Source organism: Pseudomonas sp. NPDC088890, assembly GCF_044900155.1.
Lineage (GTDB): Bacteria > Pseudomonadota > Gammaproteobacteria > Pseudomonadales > Pseudomonadaceae > Aquipseudomonas > Aquipseudomonas urmiensis.
In genome coordinates, this window is record NZ_JBJDNG010000007.1 from 166,937 (window position 1) to 188,634 (window position 21,698).

A 21,698-nucleotide genomic window follows, 5' to 3' on the forward strand; every position below is an offset into this window, starting at 1 on the left:
TCCAGTAATCGATCCGTTAGTGACGCGCGTTGCTCGCCCTTATGGCAAAGGCGGGTTGTTCCAACGCTGCACGGTGACGATCAGGTGGCCTTCGCCCTGCTGGCCGCCGTCTTCGAGCTGGGCGATGACCTTCAGGTTGCCGGCGTTGTTGGTCATCATCTTGCGCTCAGGGTTGGGCCCGGCACCGGCCGGCATGAACACACCGTCTGGCTGCATGGCACCGGCGAACTTGACGTCCTCATCCTCTATTGCCCGCTCGTTGAACGGCTCGACCTTCCACGTCGCCGGCAGGTAGCCGATGCGCAGTGGCTGGCCACTGGCATCCTTGCCCCAGGCTTCAGCTTCGAAGCGACCCTGGACCTTGGGCGTGGAGCCGCCATTCTCGCCAATCCGGGCGATGGAGAATGCCGGCACTACCTTGACCTGCTCGACCTTGTCGTAGACCGCCAGGGTCACACCTTTGAGCGCGCCAACGGCGACCTCGCGGGTGCCTGCGGCGGCGTCCTTGGCGGCGCGCGCCTTGACCCGGACCAGGGTTGCGCTCGACTCGAGCACCTCGCTCACCTCGACCCCAGCGCCGAGGTCCGGCTTGCCACTCAGGCCGCTGCCGACCAGGGTGATCTCGCTTTCAGCGCCGGCCTTGATGAACGCCGGCTGCACCGCCAGCAGGCGTGCCTTGCCCTCCTTCACCGCGGTGAAGTCCAGGCCACGCTCATCATGCTCGGCTTCGTACATGCGGCCCTTCATCTCGCCATCGAGCGCGGCGAACACCTGGCGCAAGGTGGCCTCGCCGATCTTGACGTTGCCGCGCCACTCGTAGCCGTTGTAGAGGATTGCCTCACCGCTGCCGTTGAACGGCGTGCCGTCGGCATAGCTGCCCTTGACCTCGACCTTGAAGGTGTCGCCCTCGCCTGCGCTAACGCTCATTACCCCGCGCACATCGCCCTTGGCCAGCATGTGCCCGCCAAACGCCCATTGCCCGGCCAACGCATCAGCCTTGGGCTTGGCCTGCTGCCACTGGCTCCAGGCTGGGTTGTCGAGGGGGAAGCGCTTGGCCAGGTCCGGCACCATTTGCTTGAGGGCGATGTCCAGCCAGTCGCGGTCACGCGCCTGGGCCTGGTACTCCAGGGACGGCCACTGGCCGAGGTGGAAGTTGACCAGATGTTCCCACTCCTGCGCCGGACGGCGCTGCAAGGCAACCCGGGCGCCGGAGTGGCATCGGCCGCACATCTGGCTGAGCGGGTCATCGAACTGCTCGACAGTATTGAGCCGGCGCTCCATGGCGTAACGCACGCCTTCGGTTTCGCTAGGCGCCAGGCCCTGTTTGTCGGCCAGGTACTTGACCAGGGTGCGGCGGTCATCATCGCTGATCTGCAAGCCATGCATGACCTGCATGCGGCCGATGCTCATCAACCAGCCTTCCGGGGTCTTGCGCTGGTGGCTGATGCGGCTGTAGGCGTCATTGCCTTCGGGGATGTGACACCCCATGCACTTGGTTTGCAACAGGCTCGGGCCCTGCTCGGCCGCCATGGCCTGGGTGCCCAGCAGTGCGGCGGCGACCAGCGCCAGTTTGCCCGCATGCCGCCGGAGTCGAGTCGTCTTCAAGGTCAGACCTCCACGGTGTCGTTTCTTATCGTTTTTGTGCACGCCTGGGTACTGCAGGTGCATGTGACAGTTGCAATACAGGAAGTGTGCCAGCCTTGCCAAAGCTGTTTGATTTCAACTGCTTGGCTAGTTCGGGTGGACGATTGCCGCGGATAGCCTGCGGGTCGGAACGTCCCATTTCGCGACTGAGTGTTTCACCTTGAGACAGCCATGATCGCAGGCTTGGCCAGCTTCCCCAGATAAACACGAGCTGTTCCACCCAGGTCGACAGCGACGTGCTGTTTCACCCCCGTCTCACGCCGTCTCAATGTGCAACAGCGCGCCCCTGCAATGGCATCTGTGCGCCAGGACAAACATCAGGTGGTTCAAAGGCTTAGGTCGATCTACAGCCCTTGGCACGGCCATTGCGCAAGCGCCTCTGACCATTCAATGACAAGAGGCACAGCCCCATGCTTTGTGATCTGCCTATCCTCCCCGCCACCCGCGCCTTTCTCGAACGCAGGCTGAAGATGCGCATTGGCGCCGACTGGCAAGACGCTGCCAGCGGCCGCACCATGACCTTCCGCAACCCGGCCACCGGCGCAGTTCTGGGCGAGGTGCCCTCGGCCGACCCACAAGACGTCGACCGCGCCGTCGCCGCCGCGCGCCGAGCCTTCGATGATTCGCCGTGGAGCCGGGTGCGCCCGCGTGAGCGGCAGAACCTGCTGTGGCGCCTGGCCGATTTGATGGAGCGCGACGCGCAGATCCTCGCCGAGCTCGAATGCCTGAACAACGGCAAGAGCGCGGCAGTGGCCAAGGTCATGGATGTGCAATTGGCCATCGACTTCTTGCGCTACATGGCCGGTTGGGCGACCAAGCTTGAAGGCAGCACGGTCGAGCCATCGATGCCATTGATGCCGGACGAGCAGTTCCATGGCTTCGTCCGGCGCGAGGCGGTGGGTGTGGTCGGTGCGATCGTGGCCTGGAACTTCCCCCTGCTGCTGGCCTGCTGGAAGCTCGGCCCTGCCCTGGCGACAGGCTGCACCCTGGTGCTCAAGCCCGCTGACGAAACCCCGCTGACCGCGCTGAAACTCGCTGAACTGGTCGATGAAGCAGGCTATCCAGCGGGCGTGCTCAACGTCGTCACGGGCACCGGTTTGAATGCCGGCGCCGCGCTGAGCAGCCACCCTGGGGTGGACAAGCTGACGTTCACCGGCTCGACCGAGGTCGGCAAGCTGATCGGCAAGGCGGCGATGGACAACATGACCCGGGTCACCCTGGAGTTGGGCGGCAAGTCGCCGACCATCGTCATGCCCGATGCCAACCTGCAGGACGCCGCAGCGGGTGCGGCCATGGCGATCTTCTTCAACCAGGGCCAGGTGTGCTGCGCCGGCTCACGGCTGTATGTGCACCGCAAGCACTTCGACAATGTGGTGGCCGATATCGCCGGCATTGCCAACGGCATGAAGCTGGGCAGTGGCCTGGACCCGGCGGTGCAGATGGGCCCGTTGATCTCGGCCAAGCAGCAGGATCGGGTCACTGGCTACATCGATCTGGGGCGTGAACTGGGCGCCACTATCGCCTGCGGCGGCGAAGGTTTCGGCCCGGGCTACTTCGTCAAGCCGACCGTGATCGTCGATGTCGACCAGCGCCATCGCCTGGTGCAAGAGGAGATCTTCGGCCCAGTGCTGGTGGCCATGCCGTTCGATGACATCGATGAAGTCGTGCGTATGGCCAACGACAACCCGTATGGCCTGGGCGCCAGCATCTGGTCCAACGACCTGGGCGCGGTGCACCGGATGATCCCGCGAATCAAGTCGGGCTCGGTCTGGGTCAACTGCCACAGTGCGCTGGATCCGGCGCTGCCGTTTGGTGGCTACAAGATGTCGGGCGTCGGCCGGGAGATGGGCGCGGCGGCGATCGAGCATTACACCGAGCTCAAGTCGGTGTTGATCAAGCTTTGAGTGTTCTTTGATCAGTTCCGGCCTCATCGCGGGGCAAGCCGCAGCGTGGTGATTCCCGTGGGAGCGGGCTTGCCCCGCGATGAGGCCGGAACAAGAAATACACCAACACAATAATAAGGAACATCCAAGATGGCCCGCATCCCTCGCCTGGCAATAACCGCCCTCACCGCCCTCGCCCTGCACACCGCCCACGCCCATGAGCTGTACAACCAGGACGGCACGGTGCTGAACGCCGACCTCGAAGCCCTGTTCGGCGTGTTCCACAGCGACGAAAGCTTCAACCAGGCCGGCAACCGCCAACCCGGCAGCAGCGCCTGGCGCGAGGGCTACGTCAAGTACGGCCTCAGCGCCAGCCAGGCCCTGGCCGGCAGCGGCAGTCTGTACGGCGCCTTCAACCTGGTCAGCTCGGCTACCTGGGGCGACGGCGATGCGGCCGGCCTGACCTTGGGCGATGAGCGCCGCACCGCCATCGAAGACGCCTACCTCGGCTGGCGCTCAGGCAGCCTCTTCCCGGCCCTGGGCGAAGACGGCGTGGATATTTCCGCTGGCCGCCAATTGCTGACCCTAGGCGACGGCTTCCTGATCCAGGGCGACCCGGTCAACCTCGGCAAGGTCGATTTGGGCGCCAATTTCAACCGCGGCGGCGCCTACTACCTGGCCGCGCGCAAGGCTTTCGACCGCACTGCGGTGCTGCGCATTGGCGGCAGCCAGGGCTGGCGTGGCGACCTGATGTGGCTCAAGTCCGACAACCATTACCAAGCCGACACCTCGCTGGCGGTGAGCAACCTTGAGCATGTCTCCGATGCAGGCACGGTCGGGCTGAGCTGGATCCGCGGGTTGGATGTCGACCAGCGCTACGCGCAGATCATGGGCCTGGAGCACCGCGATGGCATGGACACCGTGAGCCTGCGCGGGCGCGGCGGCCTCGGGGTCAAGGATCTGCAGCTGGCCGCCGAGTACGTCACCCAGGACCGCAGCGGCGGGCGCGAAGACGCCTGGTACCTGGAGGGCAACTGGACCTTCTCCGCGCTGCCCTGGTCGCCGACCGCCACCTACCGCTACAGCCGCTTCTCGCAAGACTTCGACCCGCTGTTCTATGGCCTGAGCCGTGGCTACGGCACCTGGTTCCAGGGCGAGGTGGCGGCCAACTATGCCGGGCCGTTCAACAGCAACAGCCAGGTGCACCACGTGGGCTTGAAGGCCAAGCCACGCGACAACCTGAGCGTCGGCGCGCTGTATTTCGACTTCGATACGCTCGCTACCGACCAGGGCAACCTGGGCGGGCGCGAGCTGGATCTGTATGTCGAGTGGATGGTCACCGAGCACATCCTGATCAGCCCGCTGGTGGGCTACTACACGCCTGAGCGCAGCGCCGACAACGGCGGCGTGCAGATGGGCAGCCGTGATGGCGGCACCTATCTGCAACTGCTGGTCGGGACGTTCTTCTAGGACCATTGCAGACTGCGCATGGGTGGCCCAAGCGTTTAAACTGCAGCGCTTCTCAACCCCACCTGGAGCCTGCGGTGAACGTCAACGACGCCAGTTTCGAAGAACTGCTCAACGCTTTGCATGACGGCGTGTACATCACCGATGGCGACGGCAAGACGCTCAAGGTCAACCAGGCCTATGAGCGTCTGACCGGCCTGAGCAGCGCCGACCTGATCGGCCGGCTGATGCAGGAGCTGGTCAAGGAAGGCATCATTTCCCAATCGGCATCCCTGCGGGTGTTGCAGGAAGGCCGACCGGTGTCGGTAATGCAAAGCCTGAGCAAAGGCAAGAAGCTGCTGGTCAGCGCCACACCGATTCTCGATGCCGAGCACCGAATCTCCTACGTCGTGAGCACCGTGCGCGACATGACCGAACTGCTGCGCATGAAGCATGAGCGCGATGAGCTGCAGCAGCTCAAGCAATTGCGCCACAGCACCGCGAAATTGCATGCAGGCCAGCGCGACAGCCTGTTGCACTCGCCGCTGATGGCCGACCAGGAGGTGTCCGGGCGAGTCTTCGCCTTGGCCCGACAAGTTGCCGACAGCACGGTCAAGGTCTTGCTACAGGGTGAAACCGGGGTCGGCAAGACCCTGGTCGCGCAGTTCATTCACAACGCCAGCGGGCGTGCCGGCGAGCCATTCCTGGCGCTTAACTGCGGCGCCCTGCCGGAGAACCTGATCGAGGCCGAGCTGTTCGGCTATGCACCCGGCGCCTTCACCGGCGCTGGCCCCAAGGGCAAGCGCGGCCTGCTGGAGTTGGCCCACAACGGCACCTTGTTCCTCGATGAAATCGGCGATCTGCCGCTGCCGGTGCAGGTCAAGCTGCTCAAGGTCATCGAAGAAAACCGCTTCATCCCGGTGGGCGGCCTGGAGCTCAAGGAAGTCGATGTGCGCATCATCAGCGCCAGCCATCACGACCTCAAGCAATTGGTGGCCGAAGGCCGCTTTCGCGCCGACCTGTACTACCGCCTCAACGTGGTGCCGATCACTATCCCGGCGCTGCGCGAGCGCAGTGAAGAAATCCCGCCGCTGCTGCATTACTACCTCGACAGCTTCAACAGCCGCTACCAGCGCCAGGTGCAATGGAGCCTGGCGGCACTGGATCTTTTGTGCGAGTACGCCTGGCCGGGCAACATCCGCGAATTGATCAACATCGTCGAGCGCCTGGTGGTGACCAACCAAAGCGGCACCATCGAAGCGCTGGACCTGCCCGAAGAGATCCTCGACCTCAGTCGGCAGAACACCGACGACAGCCGCCTGCCGCTGCGCAAGGTGCTGGAAAACGCCGAGCGTGCTGCGATCCGTGCCGCGCTACAGACCCACAAGACCACCCGCCTGGCCGCCAAGGCGCTGGGCGTGAGCCAGGCGACCGTGGTGCAGAAGATGAAGCGCTGGGAGCGCTCTGATTAGGATTTCAATCATCCCCGGCGATAGCGATCAAAAAGCTAATCGCCAGCGCCCCGTGCACAGCCGGTAAAACCCCATGCCTGCCCCGCCAAGCCGCACCGAACGGGGCTTGGCGCATCTTGGCACAGCTTTCGCTATCTGCTCTGGCACGTCTTCCACTACAACAATGCACACAGGACGCGCCTAATGAGCATTTCTGCCTTCAAGATCGCCAACAAATTGATCACAGGCCCCGCGGCCATCGAACAACTGGCCGCTGAGCTGACCCGCCTCAAGGTTGGCAACCCGCTGATCGTCACCGACGCCATCCTGCTCAAATCCGGCACCGTCGACCTCGCCCTGGCGCAGCTCGGCGCCCGCCCCTATGGCATTTTCGATCAAGTCCAACCCGAACCGGAAATAGCCATCGTCGAGGCCTGCACCCGCGCCTACCGTGAGGGCGGCCACGATGGCGTGATTGGCCTGGGCGGCGGCAGCGCAATCGATATCGCCAAAGGCGTCGCAGCGTTCGCCGGGCATGCAGGGCCGCTGGCTGAATTGTTCGGGGTTGACCTGGTCACGCGCAAAGGCCCGCCGTTGATCGCCATCCCGACCACGGCCGGCACCGGCTCGGAAGTGACCAATGTGGCGATTTTTTCCGACAAGCAAGCACAGCTCAAGAAAGGCATCGTCAGCGACTACCTGCTGCCTGACGTGGCCCTGGTCAGCCCGAGCATGACCCTGACCTGCCCGCGCAGCGTGACCGCTGCTAGCGGTGTCGATGCGCTGGTGCATGCGATCGAGTCGTACCTGTCGGTCAACGCTTCGCCGATTACCGACGCCATCGCCCTGGGCGCTATCAAGCTGATCGCCAAAGCGCTGCCCAAGGCCTACGCCAATCCGGCCAACCTGCAAGCGCGCGAAGACATGGCCACCGCCAGCCTGATGGCCGGCATGGCATTTGGTAACGCAGGGGTTGGCGCGGTGCATGCGCTGGCCTATCCGCTGGGCGGTCGCTTCAACATCGCCCACGGCGTCAGCAACGCCTTGCTCCTGCCCTACGTGATGGCCTGGAACAAACTGGCCTGCGTCGAGCGCCTGCGCGACATCGCCGCCGCCATGGGCGTGCGCGTGGCCGAACTGAGCGACAAGCAAGCCGCCGATCAGGCGGTTCAGGCCATGGCCGAGCTGTGCGCGGCGGTGGATATCCCCTCGGGCCTGCGCAGCTTCAACGTGCCTGCCGACGCTATCCCGGCGATGGCCGAAGAGGCCAGCAAGATCGACCGTTTGATGCGCAACAACCCGCGCCAGCTGAGCGCCGCCGATATCGAGCAGATCTACCGCGCAGCCTACTGATTAGCGAACTCGACGCCCAGCCAAACGGCTGCGGCGTCTGCCATTACAAAACCAATAAAACAGGTGCACCCAATGACCACTCCTGCTGAGCCGCGGGGCGAAAGCCCGTACATCCCGCTGGGCCCGTTCAAGGTCCGCTTACCGTTCATTCACTACCGCATCGAGCTGCCGGACTACCTGCAAGGCTTGCTGATGTGTGCGGTGGACCTGGCCGCCATTCCGCTGATGACCGAGCTGCTGGGCATGCCCTTTGAAGTGGCGCTGGCAGTAGTGATGCTCAACGGCCTGCTCTACCTCACCCACCATTTGCTCGGCGACCCGACGGTGCCGGGCTGGATCACCCCGGCGGTGCCGCTGCTGATGGCCTACTGCGCGCAATTTCCCGAAGGCCCGGAGCGGGTGCATGCGCTGATTGCCTTCCAGTTGATGCTCGGCGCGTTCTCGATAGCCCTGGGCGCGACCGGGATGGCCAAGAAGGTGGTCGAGTATGTGCCTTCGGCGATCAAGTCGGGGATCATCGTCGGCGCGGGCTTGAGTGCGGTGATCGCGGTGTTCCAGGTCGGTGGCAAGTTCAACGTCCTGCCGTGGACCATCTCGATTGCCGTGGGCATCGCCTTCTACCTGATCTTTTCCCAGCACTTCAACCAGCTCAAGCAACGCAACCGCTTCTGGTGGAACTTCGCCAAGCTCGGCATCTTGCCGATCATCCTGTTGGCGGTAGTGATTGCGCCGCTGTTCGGCGAGGCGCCCTGGCCAACCATCCAGTGGGGCATCAGCACGCCAGATTTCGCGGGTCTCTGGAACAACTACACCGTGTTCGGCCTGGGCATGCCACCGCTGTCGATGTTCATCTCGGCCCTGCCGACCATGCTCGCGGCGTACATCATCGTGTTTGGCGACGTGCTCAGTGCCAAATCGCTGCTCGATGAGGCCGAGACCGTGCGCACCGATGAGGTGGTCGACTATAACGCCGACCGCGCGCACCTGATCTTCGGCGCACGCAATGCGTTCATGAGCATCTTTGGCCCGGACGTGGCCATGTGCGGGCCGAAATGGGCGGCCATGCTGGTGGTGGTCATCGAGCGCTTCAAAGGCGGGCCGAAGGCGATGCAGTCGATCATCGGCGGGGTCGGCTCGTTCCGCTGGGGCACCAATACGGGCTTGTTGCTGCTGCCGGTGGTGACCTTGGTGCAGCCGATCCTGGGTGTCGCGCTATCGCTGACCCTGCTGATCCAGGGCTATGTCAGTGTGCGCCTGGGCATCCTCGAAGCGCGCAGCCAGCGTGACCTGGGGATCGCCGGGGTTATCGGCGCAGTGCTGGCGATCAAGGGCGCCAGCTGGGCGTTCGGCATTGGTGTAGTGCTGTGCCTGCTGATCTACGGCAAGAACTTCTTCAAGGGTGAGGTGGACGGCACCTTCGCCAAGGATGTGAAGGCTGTAGGGGGTAACGCCGAACCTGGCGTGCAACCGGCTGCCGCTGTCAAACGAGTAGAAGCACAAGCAGTAACGGACTGACCTGGCTCAGTGGGCTGCCATGCAGCCCACTTTCAGCGATAACCCTGCTCTGCCAACCAGCGACGCAGCATGCTCTGCTGATCCGTCGCTCGGCCACTCAACACGTCTTCGATAGCTGCGCCCGCCTGCAGCTTGGCCACCAACGGCGCCAGCTCGATGCCCTGCAAATGCCAGATGCCCAGCGGCTGATCAGCTGTCACCACCACTTCGGCTTGATCGACCAAACCATCGCGCAGCACCGGCCGACGCTCGATACGCACTGCGCTCCACTGCGCCGCTCCATGCATCGGCTGCTCATCCGGCCAGTCCTGGCGGTTGCGCCAGAATGGCTGCCCGGCCAGGCGCTGCTCCTGACGGTAGAAATCGCGCCCCATCCGGGCAAAACGCAGGAACAGTTGCTCGATCCGCTGCTGATGAAATTGCCGTGCCAGCGCCGCTCGTTCAGGCATGCGCAGCAGGGTGTTGATCACCACCGGCGCCTGCAATGCCGAGGACAACGACTGGAAAATCCCATTGCCCGACAATGGGTCAACTGCCATTGCCGCATCCCCCACCCGCACCCAGTCACTGCCCGCACAATCCCCAGCAAGGATCGCTGTGCTGCTACGAGCGTGGACGTGGGCGGGTTGCAGGGCCTGCGGGTCGAACAGTTCGCGGACCAAGGCCGACTGCCTGCGCCGGTCGGCGCAGTACCCGGGCAACTGTGCCTTGCCGGGCAGGCCGGCAGCGCCGGCGTCCAGGGTAATCTGCCAATAGCAGCGGCCGTCGGCCAAGCGCGCCATCCACGCCCAGCCATCGTCCAGGCTTTCCACCGCCGAGGCTGGCGGGCCTGGGGTCGACTGCCAGAGGTTGAGCAAACTGACGGTCTCCGGGCCGCGCAGCCGATCGCTCGACAGCGGTGCCTGGCGGCCACGTGCCTCTACCAAAAACCCACCCTGCACCACTGGGCCGTGCTCCAGCTTGACCTGGTAGCCGTGCTCGCGCTGCACCTCGCGCACCCGACCTTCGACCAGCACCACCCCGGCGCGGCGCAGTTCATCGCGCAAGGCCGCGTCGAAGCGCTGGCGATCGAGCAAGAACTCCTGGTTAAGCTGCAACTGCTCACCGTTCCAGCGCACATGACGGGTGGCCGGCATTGCCGCTTGGCCCAGCGCGCCACCGAGCCCGGCATGGCCCAGCGCATCCAGCACCCGCTGCGAGACGCCTTCTACGGCGGCGAAGCGGCGCCAGTCGGACACCAGCGTAACCGGGTAGCCCAGCCGGCGCAGGCCCATTGCGCAGGCGGCGCCAGCGGGGCCTGCGCCGAGGATCAGGATCGCTGTTTCAGGCATCCACGACACCTCGGCGCTCCGGGCCAATAAACGCTGCGTGGCGGCGCAACCGGTCCAGCACCTGCTGGGCGTCCATCTGCGGCTGATCGCGCAGCATCGCGGCAATCCGCCCGGTCAACGCTGCACACGCCATGCTCGCACCTGCCGAACCCTGGCCGCCCATATGCCCGCCAAAGTCAGCCTGGGCGCTGTTCAGCCATGACCATTGCCCAGCAGCGCAACGGGCATCCCCGGTGATACGGATAACCCCCGGATAATTGGCCGGATACACCGGCATGCCCTGGGCAGGGCTGGAGGCGCACAACAGCACCCCGGCCGCCTGGGCCTCGGCGCACGCCTGGCGCAGCACTGGCCGGTCCTGGTGCAAGCCGAGGCTGAGATTGACCACACTGACCCCCTGCTCGACCAGCCACAACAGCGCCGCAGCCACCTGTAGCGCGCTGGTACTGCCCTGCTGCTGAAACACCTGGGCCATCAGCACCGGCACCCGGCTCGCTTCACGGCGCAGCCGCGCCAGCACGGCAGTGCCGTGGCCCAATTGATCGGCCAACACCTCTCCCTCGCGCAGCACGCCGTCGTCCAGCCAGAACCTGCGCGCGCCGAGCAAGCCTGCCGCCTGGTCGGGCGAACAACCGCTGTCGATCACCCCGACCCGCAGCTCAGCGCCCATGGCCAGCCGTCTCCAGCGGCAACACCTGCAATTGCCCTTCATGCAAATGCAAACGCAACTGGGCATCGGCCAAGGTCGAGGCACGGTGGCTGATCAGAATCCGCGTCCGCCCGGCGAATAGCTGGTCGATGGCGGCGATCACTTCACGCTCGGTGGCTTCGTCCACCGCCGAGGTGGCTTCATCCAGCACCAGAATGGCCGGTTCCTGGAGCACTGCCCGGGCAATGGCGATGCGTTGCTTTTGCCCACCAGAAAGCTGTTGGCCGCGCTCGCCCAGCAGGCCATCGAGGCCCAGCGGCAGGCTTTGCACCAGGCTGTCCAGCTGGGTCAACTGCACCACCTGTTCCAGCTGGGCGCGGCTGGCCTCGGGGGCGCTGTAGGCCAGGTTCTGCGCCAGGGTGCCGCGAAACAGCACGATGTCCTGGCTGACCACCGCGATACGGCGGCGCAGCGCGCCCAGGTCGAGCTCGCGCAGGTCAGCGCCATCGAGCAGAATGCGTCCGGCATCGGGGTCGTAGAAGCGTTGCAACAGGTCGATCAGCGTTGACTTGCCGACCCCGGAGGCACCACTGATGGCCACCTTGAGCCCGCCTGGGATGACCACGTCGACCTCCCGCATTACCGCACCCTGGCGCCCGGCATGGGCGAACTGCACGCGTTCCAGGCGCAGCTCGCCCGGCCCTTGCGGCATCGGTCGCGGCACTGGCGCCTCGCGCACGGCCACCGGCTCCTGGCGCAGTTCCATCACCCGCCCCAGGCTCACCGCCATGCGCTGGATTGCCACGTACAGACCCAGCAGGCTCTGCACCGGCCCGACCGCCATGCCCATGTAAGTCGAAAACGCGATCAACGCCCCCAGTTGCCAGGTGCCCTGGATCACCCACCAGCCGCCGATCAGAAACGCACAGGCGCGACACCACGACGTCAGCGTGCCAGGCACAGCCTGGGTAAAGAACTCGGTGACCTGCACCTTGAGCAACTGGCCCATATACCCCTGGCCAAGCTGGTCCAGCCGCCCGGCCTCGCGGGCCTGTTGGCCTGAGGCCTGGATGAATTTCATTGCCGGCAAGGTTTCGACCAGAAACGACGAGACATCCGCCGAACGCTCACGCAGGCTGCGCACTTCACGCTCGACCTTGCGCCGCATCCAGCGCAGCCACAGCACCTCGATCGGGATCAACAACGCCAGCAGCAACGACAGCTGCCAAGACAGCATCAGCATCAGCGTGACCGCGCCGATCAGGCCAATCACGCTGGACACCGCCGAGAACAGCGAATCCACGGCAAAGCGCTGGATCTCGGCGACATCGCCGTCTAGCCGCGACAGGATATCGCCGGTACGTCGGCGGCCATAGAAGGTCGGCGACAACTGCTGCAGGTGCCGATAGAGGTCGTCGCGCAAGGCGAACAGGATGCGCCCCGACAGGCGCGTGTGCAGGTAGCGATTGACCCCGGCCAGCACGGTGCCGAGCAGGCCGGCGACGATCATGATCGCCGCCATGTGCCACAAGGTCTGGTAATCGCGCGCCAGCAGGCCTTCATCGATCAGGGTCTTGACCAGCCAGGGCTGGGCCAATGCCAACAGCGAGGCGCTCAGCGACAACCCTAGCAGCACGGCAATCGCCTTGCGCTGGGGGCGGACAAAGCCATACAGCCAGGCCAGTGCCTGGCGCATCAGCAGCGGATCGCCGGTTTCGATCAGCCTGGAAAATAACCCGCCCATGGCTTAACCGCGCAGCTGTTTGAGTTTGCGATAGAGCGTCGCACGGCTGATGCCCAAGGCTTGGGCCGCGGCCGAAACATTGCCCTGGTGACGCGCCAGGGCGCCACGAATCAGCTCAAGCTCGTTCTCGCGCAGGCTGCCAGAAGGCGCCGCACCGCTGGCCAACTCGTCCAGCAGGCAATCGGTCAGATGCTCAAGGCCCAGCAGCTGCTCGCCGTCCTCGCGCATGGCCAAGGCGGTGCGCAAGACCATCTCCAGTTGGCGGATGTTGCCCGGCCAGTCGAAGCCATCGAGTAGTTCGGCCAGGGCCGGGTCGAGCGCCACGCCCTTGGCGCCGAACTTGTCCAGCAGGCCCTCGATGATGCCAGCCAGGTCATCACGCTCACGCAACGCCGGCAAGCGCAGGGATACCCCGTTGACCCGGTAGTACAGGTCTTCACGGAACTGCTGATCGGCCAGCAAATGCTTGAGGTCGCGGTGAGTGGCGCAGATCAGCGCGACATCGATGTCCTGCTCCTCCCCTGCGCCCAGCGGCGCTACCCGGCGCTCTTGCAGCACCCGCAGCAGGCGCGCTTGCAAGGCCAGCGGCATGTCGCCAATCTCATCGAGGAACAGCGTACCGCCGTGGGCCTGCATCAGCCGGCCGGTCATGCCGCCACGGCGTGAGCCGGTGAAGGCGCCTTCGCGGTAGCCGAACAATTCGGACTCGATCAAGCCCTCAGGGATCGCCGCGCAGTTGACCGCCACGAACGGCTTGTCGGCACGTGGGCTGGCTTGATGCAAGGCACGGGCGACCACCTCCTTACCGGTACCGGTCTCGCCCAGCAGCAGCACCGGCAGCCCAGTGACCAGGCCCTGGCGGGCCATGCGCAGGTTGCGCGCCAGGCGCGGATCGCCACCGGCCAGGCTGTCCAGCGCGGGGGATTTACTCGAAGGGGCAGGCTTGCTCGCCGGCACGCTGCCATTGAGGTTGTTGTGCCGCGGCAGCTGCAAGGCACGGAAGAAGAACTCGCCCTTGGCGGTCTGCACACTGCTTACGCCGTTTTGCCACAACCGGGCGATAAACGCGGGCGAACGTTCGCCGAGCAGATCGCTGCAGCGTCGACCGATCAGGGCCTGGCGCGCCACCTGCAGCAGCTGACAGGCATTGTCGTTGGCCGCCAGCACTTCACCCTCCAGGCTCAAGGCCAACAGCCCCTGCCAGGCACTGGTCAGGTACTGCGCGCGGCTATGAAATGCCAGCACCAGTTGTTCAGGATGGCACAGGCCGAACAGCCGGCTTTCGATGTTGCCCGCGGCGAGCATCAAGGTGCAGAGGCTGTCCTGGGGCTGGCTCATCAGCCCTTCGCGGGTGACATCGAGCACGCCGATCACCTCGCCACGCGGGTCGCGCAGTGGCACCGAAGTACAGGAGAACGGGCTGAGCCGGTCGAGGTAATGTTCGCCGCAATTGATCAGGGTTGGCCGGCCTTCTACTACGGCCGTGCCGATGGCATTGGTGCCGCGCAGGGCTTCGCTCCAGCAACTGCCAGGGTGCAGGTCGCGCAGGCCCTCGCGGTTGAGCACATGTTTCTGGCCTTCGATGGCCAGGACGTTGGCCTGGGCATCGCCGAGGATGACGATACCGCTCTTGCCCTGGCGTTCGACCAGGTAGTCCAGTTCAGGGGTGACCGCGTCGATCAGCAGCCGGTTGTGTTCGAGCAGTGCGCGCAGGTCGAGGCTTTGCTGCATGCCCAGGCCGACCTGTTCGCCTTGCAGGCAGTCCAGGCCATGACCCAGGCTGCGGCGCCAGGAGGCATCGATTTCGTCACGCAGCATCCCGGACGGCAGTTCGCCTTCGCTGGCCAGTCTGAGACGGGCCTGACGGGATTCGTGCAAAGGATCTTGGGCGTTTGTTATAGGTAATTGTCGCGCCATTGTTTTACTCCAGCGGTGCCCCAGCCACGCTGAGACATCGGGCCACGGAATTTCCTGCAGTGTGCGTCAGAATCAACCAAGCGTCATCAAGGTAGGCCTGAGGGTGGCATAAGGTTACGTATACGTAAAGGCAGGCAATTGTACGTCGTCCACTTGGCGGATTGACCCGCGAAACGGCCCCGGAGGATAGATAGCCAATCCCTCCACCCATTTCCCCAATGCTGGGGACCACCGCCCACCCAGCGCACACCCAAAGCGCCTTGCCCTTCAGGGCTACAAGTCTTGCGCCACAAGGGCTGCACACCTATCACCAAAAACTGGCACGGCTGTTGCCCATACCCCCTCAGACGCCCCAACCCCTTGGGCCCGTTTGCAGGAGGGATTGACTCATGCACCGACCGATACCCCACCCGCTGGCAGTGGCGATCCTCGCCGGCATGCTCCAGCTTCCGGCCCAAGCTGCACTCTATGCAGTCGACCCTGGGCCTTATCATCCCGAAACCGGCGGATTCGCCTCGTGGTACCAGGACAGCCACGGGCGCACGCTCGACCTGTGCCTGTCCAAGGCGGTCAGCTCGCGGGTAGCAGGCGCCCCCGGCGCACCGTCGTACATGTGTACGCTGCTGCCGACCCCCGGGGTGTTCGACGACACCCAGCCAATCGTGTTTCCCAGCAACTTCCCCGACGAGACCTTCTGGTTTACCGCCGATGCGGCCATCGTCGACGCTGCCCGTGGCATCGACCTGAGCTTCGGCACGGCTATCGAGGCGGCGTTCGCCGCCGAAGAACCGATCGAAGGCGACCAGGTCAGCTTCGCCCGGGTGCGGATCCGCGTCGATGTACCGGTGGCCGGCACCTACATCGTCACCCACCCCTATGGCGTCGACGTATTCGACGTGCCTGCTGCCGGCCGGCGCGCGATCAACATGACTCGCGACATCGGCATTGCCGGCGCCGGCGACTTCAGCGGCGCACTCAAGGGCGACGTCGGGCCGTTCCTGCGCAGTGTCAACGGCCCCTACACCGAGACCAACCCGCTGACCGGCGCCAGCGAACGCTACATTGGCGATCCGAACCTGGAAGAAGCCGTGACCGGCAGCCCGTTCAACACCAACTTCGTGCGCATCGAAGGCCCCAATGGCATCGACCTGCGCACCGAGCTGTTCTCGATCTCCGGCAAACTGTCCACGGTCGAGCGCCCCACCCCGCTGATTCCTTTGCGCAGCACCTACTCGCGGCACACCGACAATGGCGACCTGCGCGCGCAGCAGGACGTGTTCGTCATGGCCCCACCGCCACCGGCCACGGTCAGCCTGACCAGCCAAAGCCCGAGCCAATCGCTGACCGAGGCCAATGGCACCGGCGCCTGGTACGCGCAGTCGGCCCTCAACCCGACCCTGCCCACCACCTTGGTAGTCAATGCCGACAACAGCGTGGCCATCGCCAGCAGCACGCCAACCAACGCCAGCCTGGCGCTGACTGACCTGGTGACCATCAGCCGCGCGGAATACAGCCTGGCCAGCGGCCAGCTGACCCTGGTCGCCAGCAGCAGCGATGAAACCTCGCCGCCGGCGATGACCGCCAGCACCCTCAATGGCGCGCTGATCGGCAGCCTCGCCGGCAATGGTGCAGTGAAAACATTGACCACCGGGCTCTCGCCGATCCCGCCGGCCTCGGTCACAGTGACCAGCGCCCATGGCGGCAGCGACAGCGAAGACGTGGTGCTGGTGCCATGAACAGACAACGGCCGTACCTCCAAGGAGGCATCATGAACACATGGTCACGCCGCACGCTGTACGCAGCCGGGCTCTCCTTTACCCTGAGCAGCGTTGCCTGGGCCGCGCTCAGCGAAGTCGATCCTGGTCCCTATACCTTGGCCACCGGGCGCTACCCGATGTGGTACAAGGACGCCAACGACCTGGCCCTTGAGCTGTGCCAGTCGCGCGCTACCAGCTCGCGGGCACCCGGTGCGCCTGGCGCACCTGCCTACATGTGCACCCTGCTGCCAGAGCCAGGCATCTATGACGATGCCCTGCCACTGGTGTTCCCGGATAACTGGCCGCCAGAAATGTTCTGGTTCCTGGCCGAGACCTCGATACCGCAAGTGGGTAATAGCGGCTACGAGCTGGAAGTCTATGTGGCCGGTATCGAGGCGGCATTCGCCTCGGAGAACCCGGTCGATGGCGACCAGCAGAGCTTCGCCCGCGTCCGCATCCGCGCCTCGGTACCCACTGCCGGCACCTACACCATCACCCACCCCTACGGGGTCGAGAGGGTCACGGTCGCGGCAGGTGGACGGCGTGCGATCAACATCACCCGCGACATCGGCATCGGCGCCCCAGGCAACTTTACCGGTGCACTCAACGGCAACATCGGGCCGTTCCTGCAGCGCGCCGCCGGCCTGGTGACCGAGGTCAACCCGGACACCAGCGCCATCGAGACCTTCATCGGCGATCCCAACCTCACCGAGGCGGTGGTCGGCAGCCCGTTCAATACCAACTTCGTGCGCATCGAGGGCCCTCCTGGGCAGATCGAAACCAACCTCTTCAGCGTCTCCGGCAAGGTGCTCGACCCGCGTGAGCAAACCCCGGCGCAGCTGCAACGCGCCACCTACCAGCGCAACAGCGCCGGTACCCGCGTCGAGGTCTTCGCCAAGGCGCCGAACAGCGCCAGCCTGTGCCTGCGCAATGGCCTGGCGCTGGTCGGCTCACCGCCCTCCCCTTGCCAATTCAGCATGTTGGCCGACAACAACGGGCTGTTCTTCAACCAGCAATTGACCCAGGCCGCACCGCCGCCAGTGGTGGTGGTCACCGCCAGCAGCGCGACCGGCGCCACCCGCCCGACTTCGCTGTCGAGCAAACTCACCGACGTGGTCAAGGTGCGCACCGCACGCTATGACTGGGCCAACAAACGCCTGCTGATCGAGGCCAGCTCCAGCGATGAAGTGCAGGTGCCTGACCTGGTCGCCCAAGGCTACGGGCGCATGTCCAAATCCGGCACGCTGCAAAGCCTGACGGTCAATGGCCTGACCCAACCTCCAGCAACGGTCACCGTCAAGTCCGCCCACGGCGGCAGCGATGTCGAGCCGGTGATCGTGGTCGGCAGCGCGCCAGTCGAAGCCGAGAACCAACCACCGCTGGCCCAGGCCGACAGTGGCAGTACCAGTGTCGGCGTGCCGCTGACCCTGAACCTGCTGGCCAACGACAGCGACCCAGACCTCAACGTGCCCCTGGCGATCACCGATCTGACCCAACCGGGCACCGGCCTGGGCTCAGTGGTGCTCAACGGCACGACCGCGATCACCTACACCCCACCGCCCGGCGCCGCCTCGCCGCTGGTGGCCACCTTCAGCTACCGCGCCCAGGACAGCAAAGGCCTGAAATCGGAGCTGACCACGGTGACCATCAACGTCGCGCCCAACCAGCCACCCACTGCGGTTGCCGAAACCGTTACTACCCTGGGCGTACCGCTGACCATCAACGTGTTGACCAACGACACCGACCTGGAAGGCAACCTGCCATTGACCGTCGCCAGCGTCGGCCAACCAGCACCTGGTCGGGGCACCGTGACCACCGATGGCACGACGGTCACCTATACCCCGCCAACCACCGTCACCACGGCCTTCACCACGACCTTCACCTACGTGGTGCGTGACGCGGTAGGGGCGTTGTCCAGTCCAGGCACGGTCACGGTACAGGTGTCGCCACGCCCAGTCGCAGAGAACTTCGCGGTAACCGCCGCCACGGTCTCGGCGCGCTCCAACAACCGTTACAACTGGGACATCAGCGGCACCTCGTCGGTGACCACCGGCAACACCATCACCGTGCAGGTGACCACGCCGAGCGGCCTGGTGACCCTGGGCACCACCACCGTACCGGTGACCGGTCGCTGGCGCCTGGCGGTGAGCAACAGCACCACGGTGATCCCAACGGCCACGCCATCGGCCACCGTGCGCAGTAGCCAAGGCACCACCCGCACCGTGCCAGTGGTCGTGCAGTAACAGCTGCCAAGGAGAACGCCATGAACCGCCTGTACCCGCTGCTGCTGTGCCTGGCCCTGAGTGGCCAGGCTGCCTGGGCCGACGACCTGATGGACAACGCCGACCTTGCCGCCGGCAACGACCTTGGCGAACCGCTGATCGTGCGCCTGCTACCGGCAGGTTCGGGCCAGGCAGCAATCATCGAGCAGCAAGGCACGGGCAACCGCGCCGCCCTCGACCAGAACGGCCAGGCCCTGCTGGGCCGGATCGTCCAGGCCGGGGGCGCGCAGGAGGCGTACATCCTGCAAGACGGCAACGACCTGATGGCCTCGATCAGCCAGCAGGGTTACGGCAACTCCGCCTCGATCCGCCAGAGCGGCAACAGCAACAGTGCTGCGATCGAGCAGATCGGCAACAACAACAGCGCCAGCATCGAGCAGGCCGGCACGGGGCTGACCAGCGCCGTGACCCAGGCCGGCAATGGCCAACACGTACAGATCACCCAATATCGATAGACCTGGAGGCACCACCATGTTCAAGCTCGCACCTTTAAGCGCCGCGATAGTCCTGACCCTGGCCGGCCAGGTCATGGCCGACGACAGCACCTCGACGCAAAACCAGCTCGGCGCCGACAATAGCGCTGAAGTCAAGCAGACCCAGTCGTCGTTCGCCTCGGCAACCCAGAACCAGACTGGCCAAGGCCACTACCACGTGGCCGTGCAGGACAACAGCACCAGCCACATCAACCAGAGCGCCACCGGCTCGAAGAACGCCGGCTACGGTGAGCAACTGTTCGAGCAAGGCAGCCAGATCACCCAGCAATCGGGCGGCAGCCTCAACGACAGTTTGTCCAGTCAGTCTGTAGGTGAAAGCAACCAGTCCTTGCAGACCCAACAAGGCAGTGCCAACAAATCGATCGTGTTCCAGGACACCCAAGTGGGCAGCCACGCCACCACCATGCAGTGGGGCGACCGTAACGAGGCGGTGGTAGAGCAAATGTTCGGTGGCACCAACAACAGTGCACTGATCATGCAAGGCGGTACCGACAACTTTGCCGCCGCAGAGCACCTCTATCATCAGGACGGTAATATCCAGATCTTCCAAGAGGGCAAGGGCAACTGGGCCTACGGCGACCAGCGTGATGGTTTTGCCGGGGTCATCGGCATCAACCAGCATGGCGACGGCAACTCGGTGGAGGTCTGGCAAGGCAATCAGACCGACAGCCAGGCCAGCGTCAACCAGAGCGGCGAGCGCAACGAAGGCTACATCGACCAGAGCTTCGGCGAAGCCAACCTGGCCAGCCTGAGCCAGAGCGGCACCGCCAACGCCAGCTGGTCCGATCAGTTCGAGACCAACAACTCGGTCACCAGTATTTCGCAGAACGGCAACAACAACCTGCACTTCACCTACCAGACCGGCGACAACCACAACCTGAGCATCACCACCACCGGCAATGGCAACAAGATCATGGCCAGCAACTGGAAGGGTGACAAAGCCGGGGGCCAGTTTGGTACGGCGCAACGCGCCGAAATCAACCAGAACGGCTCGCTCAACAGCGTCAACCTGACCCAGGACGGCGCCAACCAGCTCGCCCGCCTCAACCAGAAAGGCGTGGGCAACGAGATGCAAACCAATCAGGTCGACAGCAACAACGAGCTGTACTTCGAACAGAACGGCACCGACAACCTGCTGATCGCCGACCAGCGCGGAACCGACAACTACGCCACCGGCCTTTCCGCTGGCACCGGTAATACCATCACCCTGGAGCAATCGGGCTACAACAACCAGAGCTATACCAACCAGCTGTATGGCAGCGGCAACGAGGCCACCCTCAAACAGACCGACAGCTTCAACGTCGCCTACGTGACCCAAGGCGGCAATGCCAACCAGGCATTCGTCGACCAGAGCGGCGCCAACCAGAGCGCCACCATCACCCAATTCGGCAACGCCAACCTGGCGACCGTCAACCAGCAGTAATCCCTCCCCCCTTGGACCGTGGCGCTCACTCCCTGGCGCCGCGGTTCCTTTTTATCGCTTCTGGCGCTGTGGTGATTGGCCGACAGCGATACAATGCGCCTACTTCCACCCGAAGCCACCGGCATGATTCAGTCCGACCTCGACCTATTCGGCCCGCAGCCGCAGCGCCTGGCCAGTCACACCGTGCTGTTGCCAGGTTTCGCCCTGGGCGACGTCGAGGCGCTGCTCGATGCCCTGCGCCCGGTGCTGCGCGCCGCACCGTTTCGCCACATGCACACACCGGGTGGCTTGCGCATGGCGGTGGGTCTGAGCAACTGTGGCAGCTTGGGTTGGGTCAGTGATCAGCGCGGCTATCGCTACAGCCCAATAGACCCTGTCAGCGGCAAACCCTGGCCCACCCTGCCCCAGGTTTTGTTGGCGCTGGCAGCCCGGGCCGCCAGTGAAGCAGGGTTCGACGACTTCGTGCCCGACGCGTGCTTGGTCAACCACTATTTGCCCGGGACGCGTTTGAGCCTGCACCAGGACCGAGACGAGCACGACTTCGGTCAGCCCATCGTGTCAGTCAGCCTGGGCTTGCCGGCGGTATTTCTGTTTGGCGGGCTACAGCGCGCCGATCGAACCCAGCGCATTGCCCTGAACCATGGCGATGTGCTGGTCTGGGGTGGCGAGGATCGATTGCGCTTTCATGGTGTATTGCCCATCAAGCCCGGCGTGCATGAACGCCTGGGTGAGCGGCGGATCAACCTGACTTTGCGTAAGGCGGGGTGATATCGCTGCTCACTTAAGACCGGCGTCGTCTGTTTTGGGGC

The 21,698-nt window shown here is 64.7% G+C and carries 15 protein-coding genes; 10 read left to right on the forward strand and 5 right to left on the reverse strand.

Annotation, left to right across the window (positions count from 1 at the left end; all coding sequences use genetic code 11):
• Positions 1-39 precede the first annotated feature (39 nt).
• Complete coding sequence (gene peaA, locus ACI2JX_RS16660) at positions 40-1,605, reverse strand: quinohemoprotein amine dehydrogenase subunit alpha (RefSeq protein ID WP_264232669.1); 1,566 nt, start codon at positions 1,603-1,605, stop codon at positions 40-42.
• Positions 1,606-2,054: 449 nt separating this feature from the next.
• Here peaA and ACI2JX_RS16665 point away from each other — a divergent pair, with 449 nt between their 5' ends.
• The 5 genes from ACI2JX_RS16665 (at position 2,055) to ACI2JX_RS16685 (ending at position 9,292) form a co-directional block, all read left to right on the forward strand.
• Complete coding sequence (locus ACI2JX_RS16665; protein WP_404690537.1) at positions 2,055-3,548, forward strand: aldehyde dehydrogenase family protein; 1,494 nt, start codon at positions 2,055-2,057, stop codon at positions 3,546-3,548.
• A 129-nt stretch (positions 3,549-3,677) separates the two neighbouring features.
• Entirely contained in the window at positions 3,678-4,997 is a 1,320-nt protein-coding gene (locus ACI2JX_RS16670) for a hypothetical protein (RefSeq protein ID WP_404690538.1), read from the forward strand.
• Between the two features lie 74 nt (positions 4,998-5,071).
• Complete coding sequence (locus ACI2JX_RS16675; protein ID WP_186554368.1) at positions 5,072-6,445, forward strand: sigma-54-dependent Fis family transcriptional regulator; 1,374 nt, start codon at positions 5,072-5,074, stop codon at positions 6,443-6,445.
• A 183-nt stretch (positions 6,446-6,628) separates the two neighbouring features.
• On the forward strand, positions 6,629-7,777 hold the full coding sequence (locus ACI2JX_RS16680) for an iron-containing alcohol dehydrogenase (protein WP_404690539.1): 1,149 nt from the start codon (positions 6,629-6,631) through the stop codon (positions 7,775-7,777).
• Between the two features lie 72 nt (positions 7,778-7,849).
• Positions 7,850-9,292, forward strand: a complete 1,443-nt coding sequence (locus tag ACI2JX_RS16685) for a hypothetical protein (RefSeq protein ID WP_264232661.1) — start codon at positions 7,850-7,852, stop codon at positions 9,290-9,292.
• A gap of 32 nt (positions 9,293-9,324) precedes the next feature.
• Here ACI2JX_RS16685 and ACI2JX_RS16690 read toward each other — a convergent pair whose 3' ends face one another.
• The 4 genes from ACI2JX_RS16690 to ACI2JX_RS16705 are packed head-to-tail and all read right to left on the reverse strand — an operon-like array spanning position 9,325 to position 14,933.
• Positions 9,325-10,623, reverse strand: coding sequence for an NAD(P)/FAD-dependent oxidoreductase (locus ACI2JX_RS16690; protein ID WP_404690540.1), 1,299 nt, complete (start codon positions 10,621-10,623; stop codon positions 9,325-9,327).
• The gene (locus ACI2JX_RS16695) at positions 10,616-11,293 is read right to left on the reverse strand and encodes a S8 family serine peptidase (RefSeq protein ID WP_404690541.1); all 678 of its coding nucleotides are present in this window, start codon (positions 11,291-11,293) and stop codon (positions 10,616-10,618) included. Before ACI2JX_RS16695 ends, ACI2JX_RS16690 begins: the two co-directional genes overlap by 8 nt.
• Entirely contained in the window at positions 11,283-13,016 is a 1,734-nt protein-coding gene (locus ACI2JX_RS16700; protein WP_264232656.1) for an ABC transporter ATP-binding protein, read from the reverse strand. Before ACI2JX_RS16700 ends, ACI2JX_RS16695 begins: the two co-directional genes overlap by 11 nt.
• Positions 13,017-13,019: 3 nt before the next feature.
• Entirely contained in the window at positions 13,020-14,933 is a 1,914-nt protein-coding gene (locus tag ACI2JX_RS16705) for a sigma-54-dependent Fis family transcriptional regulator (RefSeq protein WP_404690542.1), read from the reverse strand.
• 389 nt (positions 14,934-15,322) lie between these two features.
• Here ACI2JX_RS16705 and ACI2JX_RS16710 point away from each other — a divergent pair, with 389 nt between their 5' ends.
• From ACI2JX_RS16710 to alkB, 5 genes are all read left to right on the forward strand, one after another.
• Positions 15,323-16,669, forward strand: coding sequence for a hypothetical protein (locus ACI2JX_RS16710; RefSeq protein WP_404690543.1), 1,347 nt, complete (start codon positions 15,323-15,325; stop codon positions 16,667-16,669).
• A gap of 32 nt (positions 16,670-16,701) precedes the next feature.
• A complete protein-coding gene (locus ACI2JX_RS16715) occupies positions 16,702-18,933 on the forward strand; it encodes an Ig-like domain-containing protein (RefSeq protein WP_404690544.1) in 2,232 nt (743 codons plus the stop codon).
• A 20-nt stretch (positions 18,934-18,953) separates the two neighbouring features.
• Positions 18,954-19,427 carry a curlin gene (locus ACI2JX_RS16720; RefSeq protein WP_368972346.1) on the forward strand — a complete coding sequence of 158 codons (474 nt, stop codon included), beginning with the start codon at positions 18,954-18,956 and terminating at the stop codon, positions 19,425-19,427.
• Positions 19,428-19,443: 16 nt separating this feature from the next.
• Positions 19,444-20,889, forward strand: a complete 1,446-nt coding sequence (locus ACI2JX_RS16725; RefSeq protein WP_392467182.1) for a curlin — start codon at positions 19,444-19,446, stop codon at positions 20,887-20,889.
• 123 nt (positions 20,890-21,012) lie between these two features.
• Positions 21,013-21,657, forward strand: a complete 645-nt coding sequence (alkB, locus tag ACI2JX_RS16730) for a DNA oxidative demethylase AlkB (RefSeq protein WP_404690545.1) — start codon at positions 21,013-21,015, stop codon at positions 21,655-21,657.
• The last annotated feature ends 41 nt before the right edge of the window (positions 21,658-21,698 follow it).

Coding starts and splice junctions, on each gene's coding strand:
- ACI2JX_RS16665 (WP_404690537.1), top strand. CDS start 2,055: ATGCTTTGTGATCTGCCTATCCTCCCCGCCACCCGCGCCTTTCTCGAA.
- ACI2JX_RS16670 (WP_404690538.1), top strand. CDS start 3,678: ATGGCCCGCATCCCTCGCCTGGCAATAACCGCCCTCACCGCCCTCGCC.
- ACI2JX_RS16680 (WP_404690539.1), top strand. CDS start 6,629: ATGAGCATTTCTGCCTTCAAGATCGCCAACAAATTGATCACAGGCCCC.
- ACI2JX_RS16685 (WP_264232661.1), top strand. CDS start 7,850: ATGACCACTCCTGCTGAGCCGCGGGGCGAAAGCCCGTACATCCCGCTG.
- ACI2JX_RS16690 (WP_404690540.1), bottom strand. CDS start 10,623: ATGCCTGAAACAGCGATCCTGATCCTCGGCGCAGGCCCCGCTGGCGCC.
- ACI2JX_RS16695 (WP_404690541.1), bottom strand. CDS start 11,293: ATGGGCGCTGAGCTGCGGGTCGGGGTGATCGACAGCGGTTGTTCGCCC.
- ACI2JX_RS16700 (WP_264232656.1), bottom strand. CDS start 13,016: ATGGGCGGGTTATTTTCCAGGCTGATCGAAACCGGCGATCCGCTGCTG.
- ACI2JX_RS16705 (WP_404690542.1), bottom strand. CDS start 14,933: ATGGCGCGACAATTACCTATAACAAACGCCCAAGATCCTTTGCACGAA.
- ACI2JX_RS16710 (WP_404690543.1), top strand. CDS start 15,323: ATGCACCGACCGATACCCCACCCGCTGGCAGTGGCGATCCTCGCCGGC.
- ACI2JX_RS16715 (WP_404690544.1), top strand. CDS start 16,702: ATGAACACATGGTCACGCCGCACGCTGTACGCAGCCGGGCTCTCCTTT.
- ACI2JX_RS16720 (WP_368972346.1), top strand. CDS start 18,954: ATGAACCGCCTGTACCCGCTGCTGCTGTGCCTGGCCCTGAGTGGCCAG.
- ACI2JX_RS16725 (WP_392467182.1), top strand. CDS start 19,444: ATGTTCAAGCTCGCACCTTTAAGCGCCGCGATAGTCCTGACCCTGGCC.
- alkB (WP_404690545.1), top strand. CDS start 21,013: ATGATTCAGTCCGACCTCGACCTATTCGGCCCGCAGCCGCAGCGCCTG.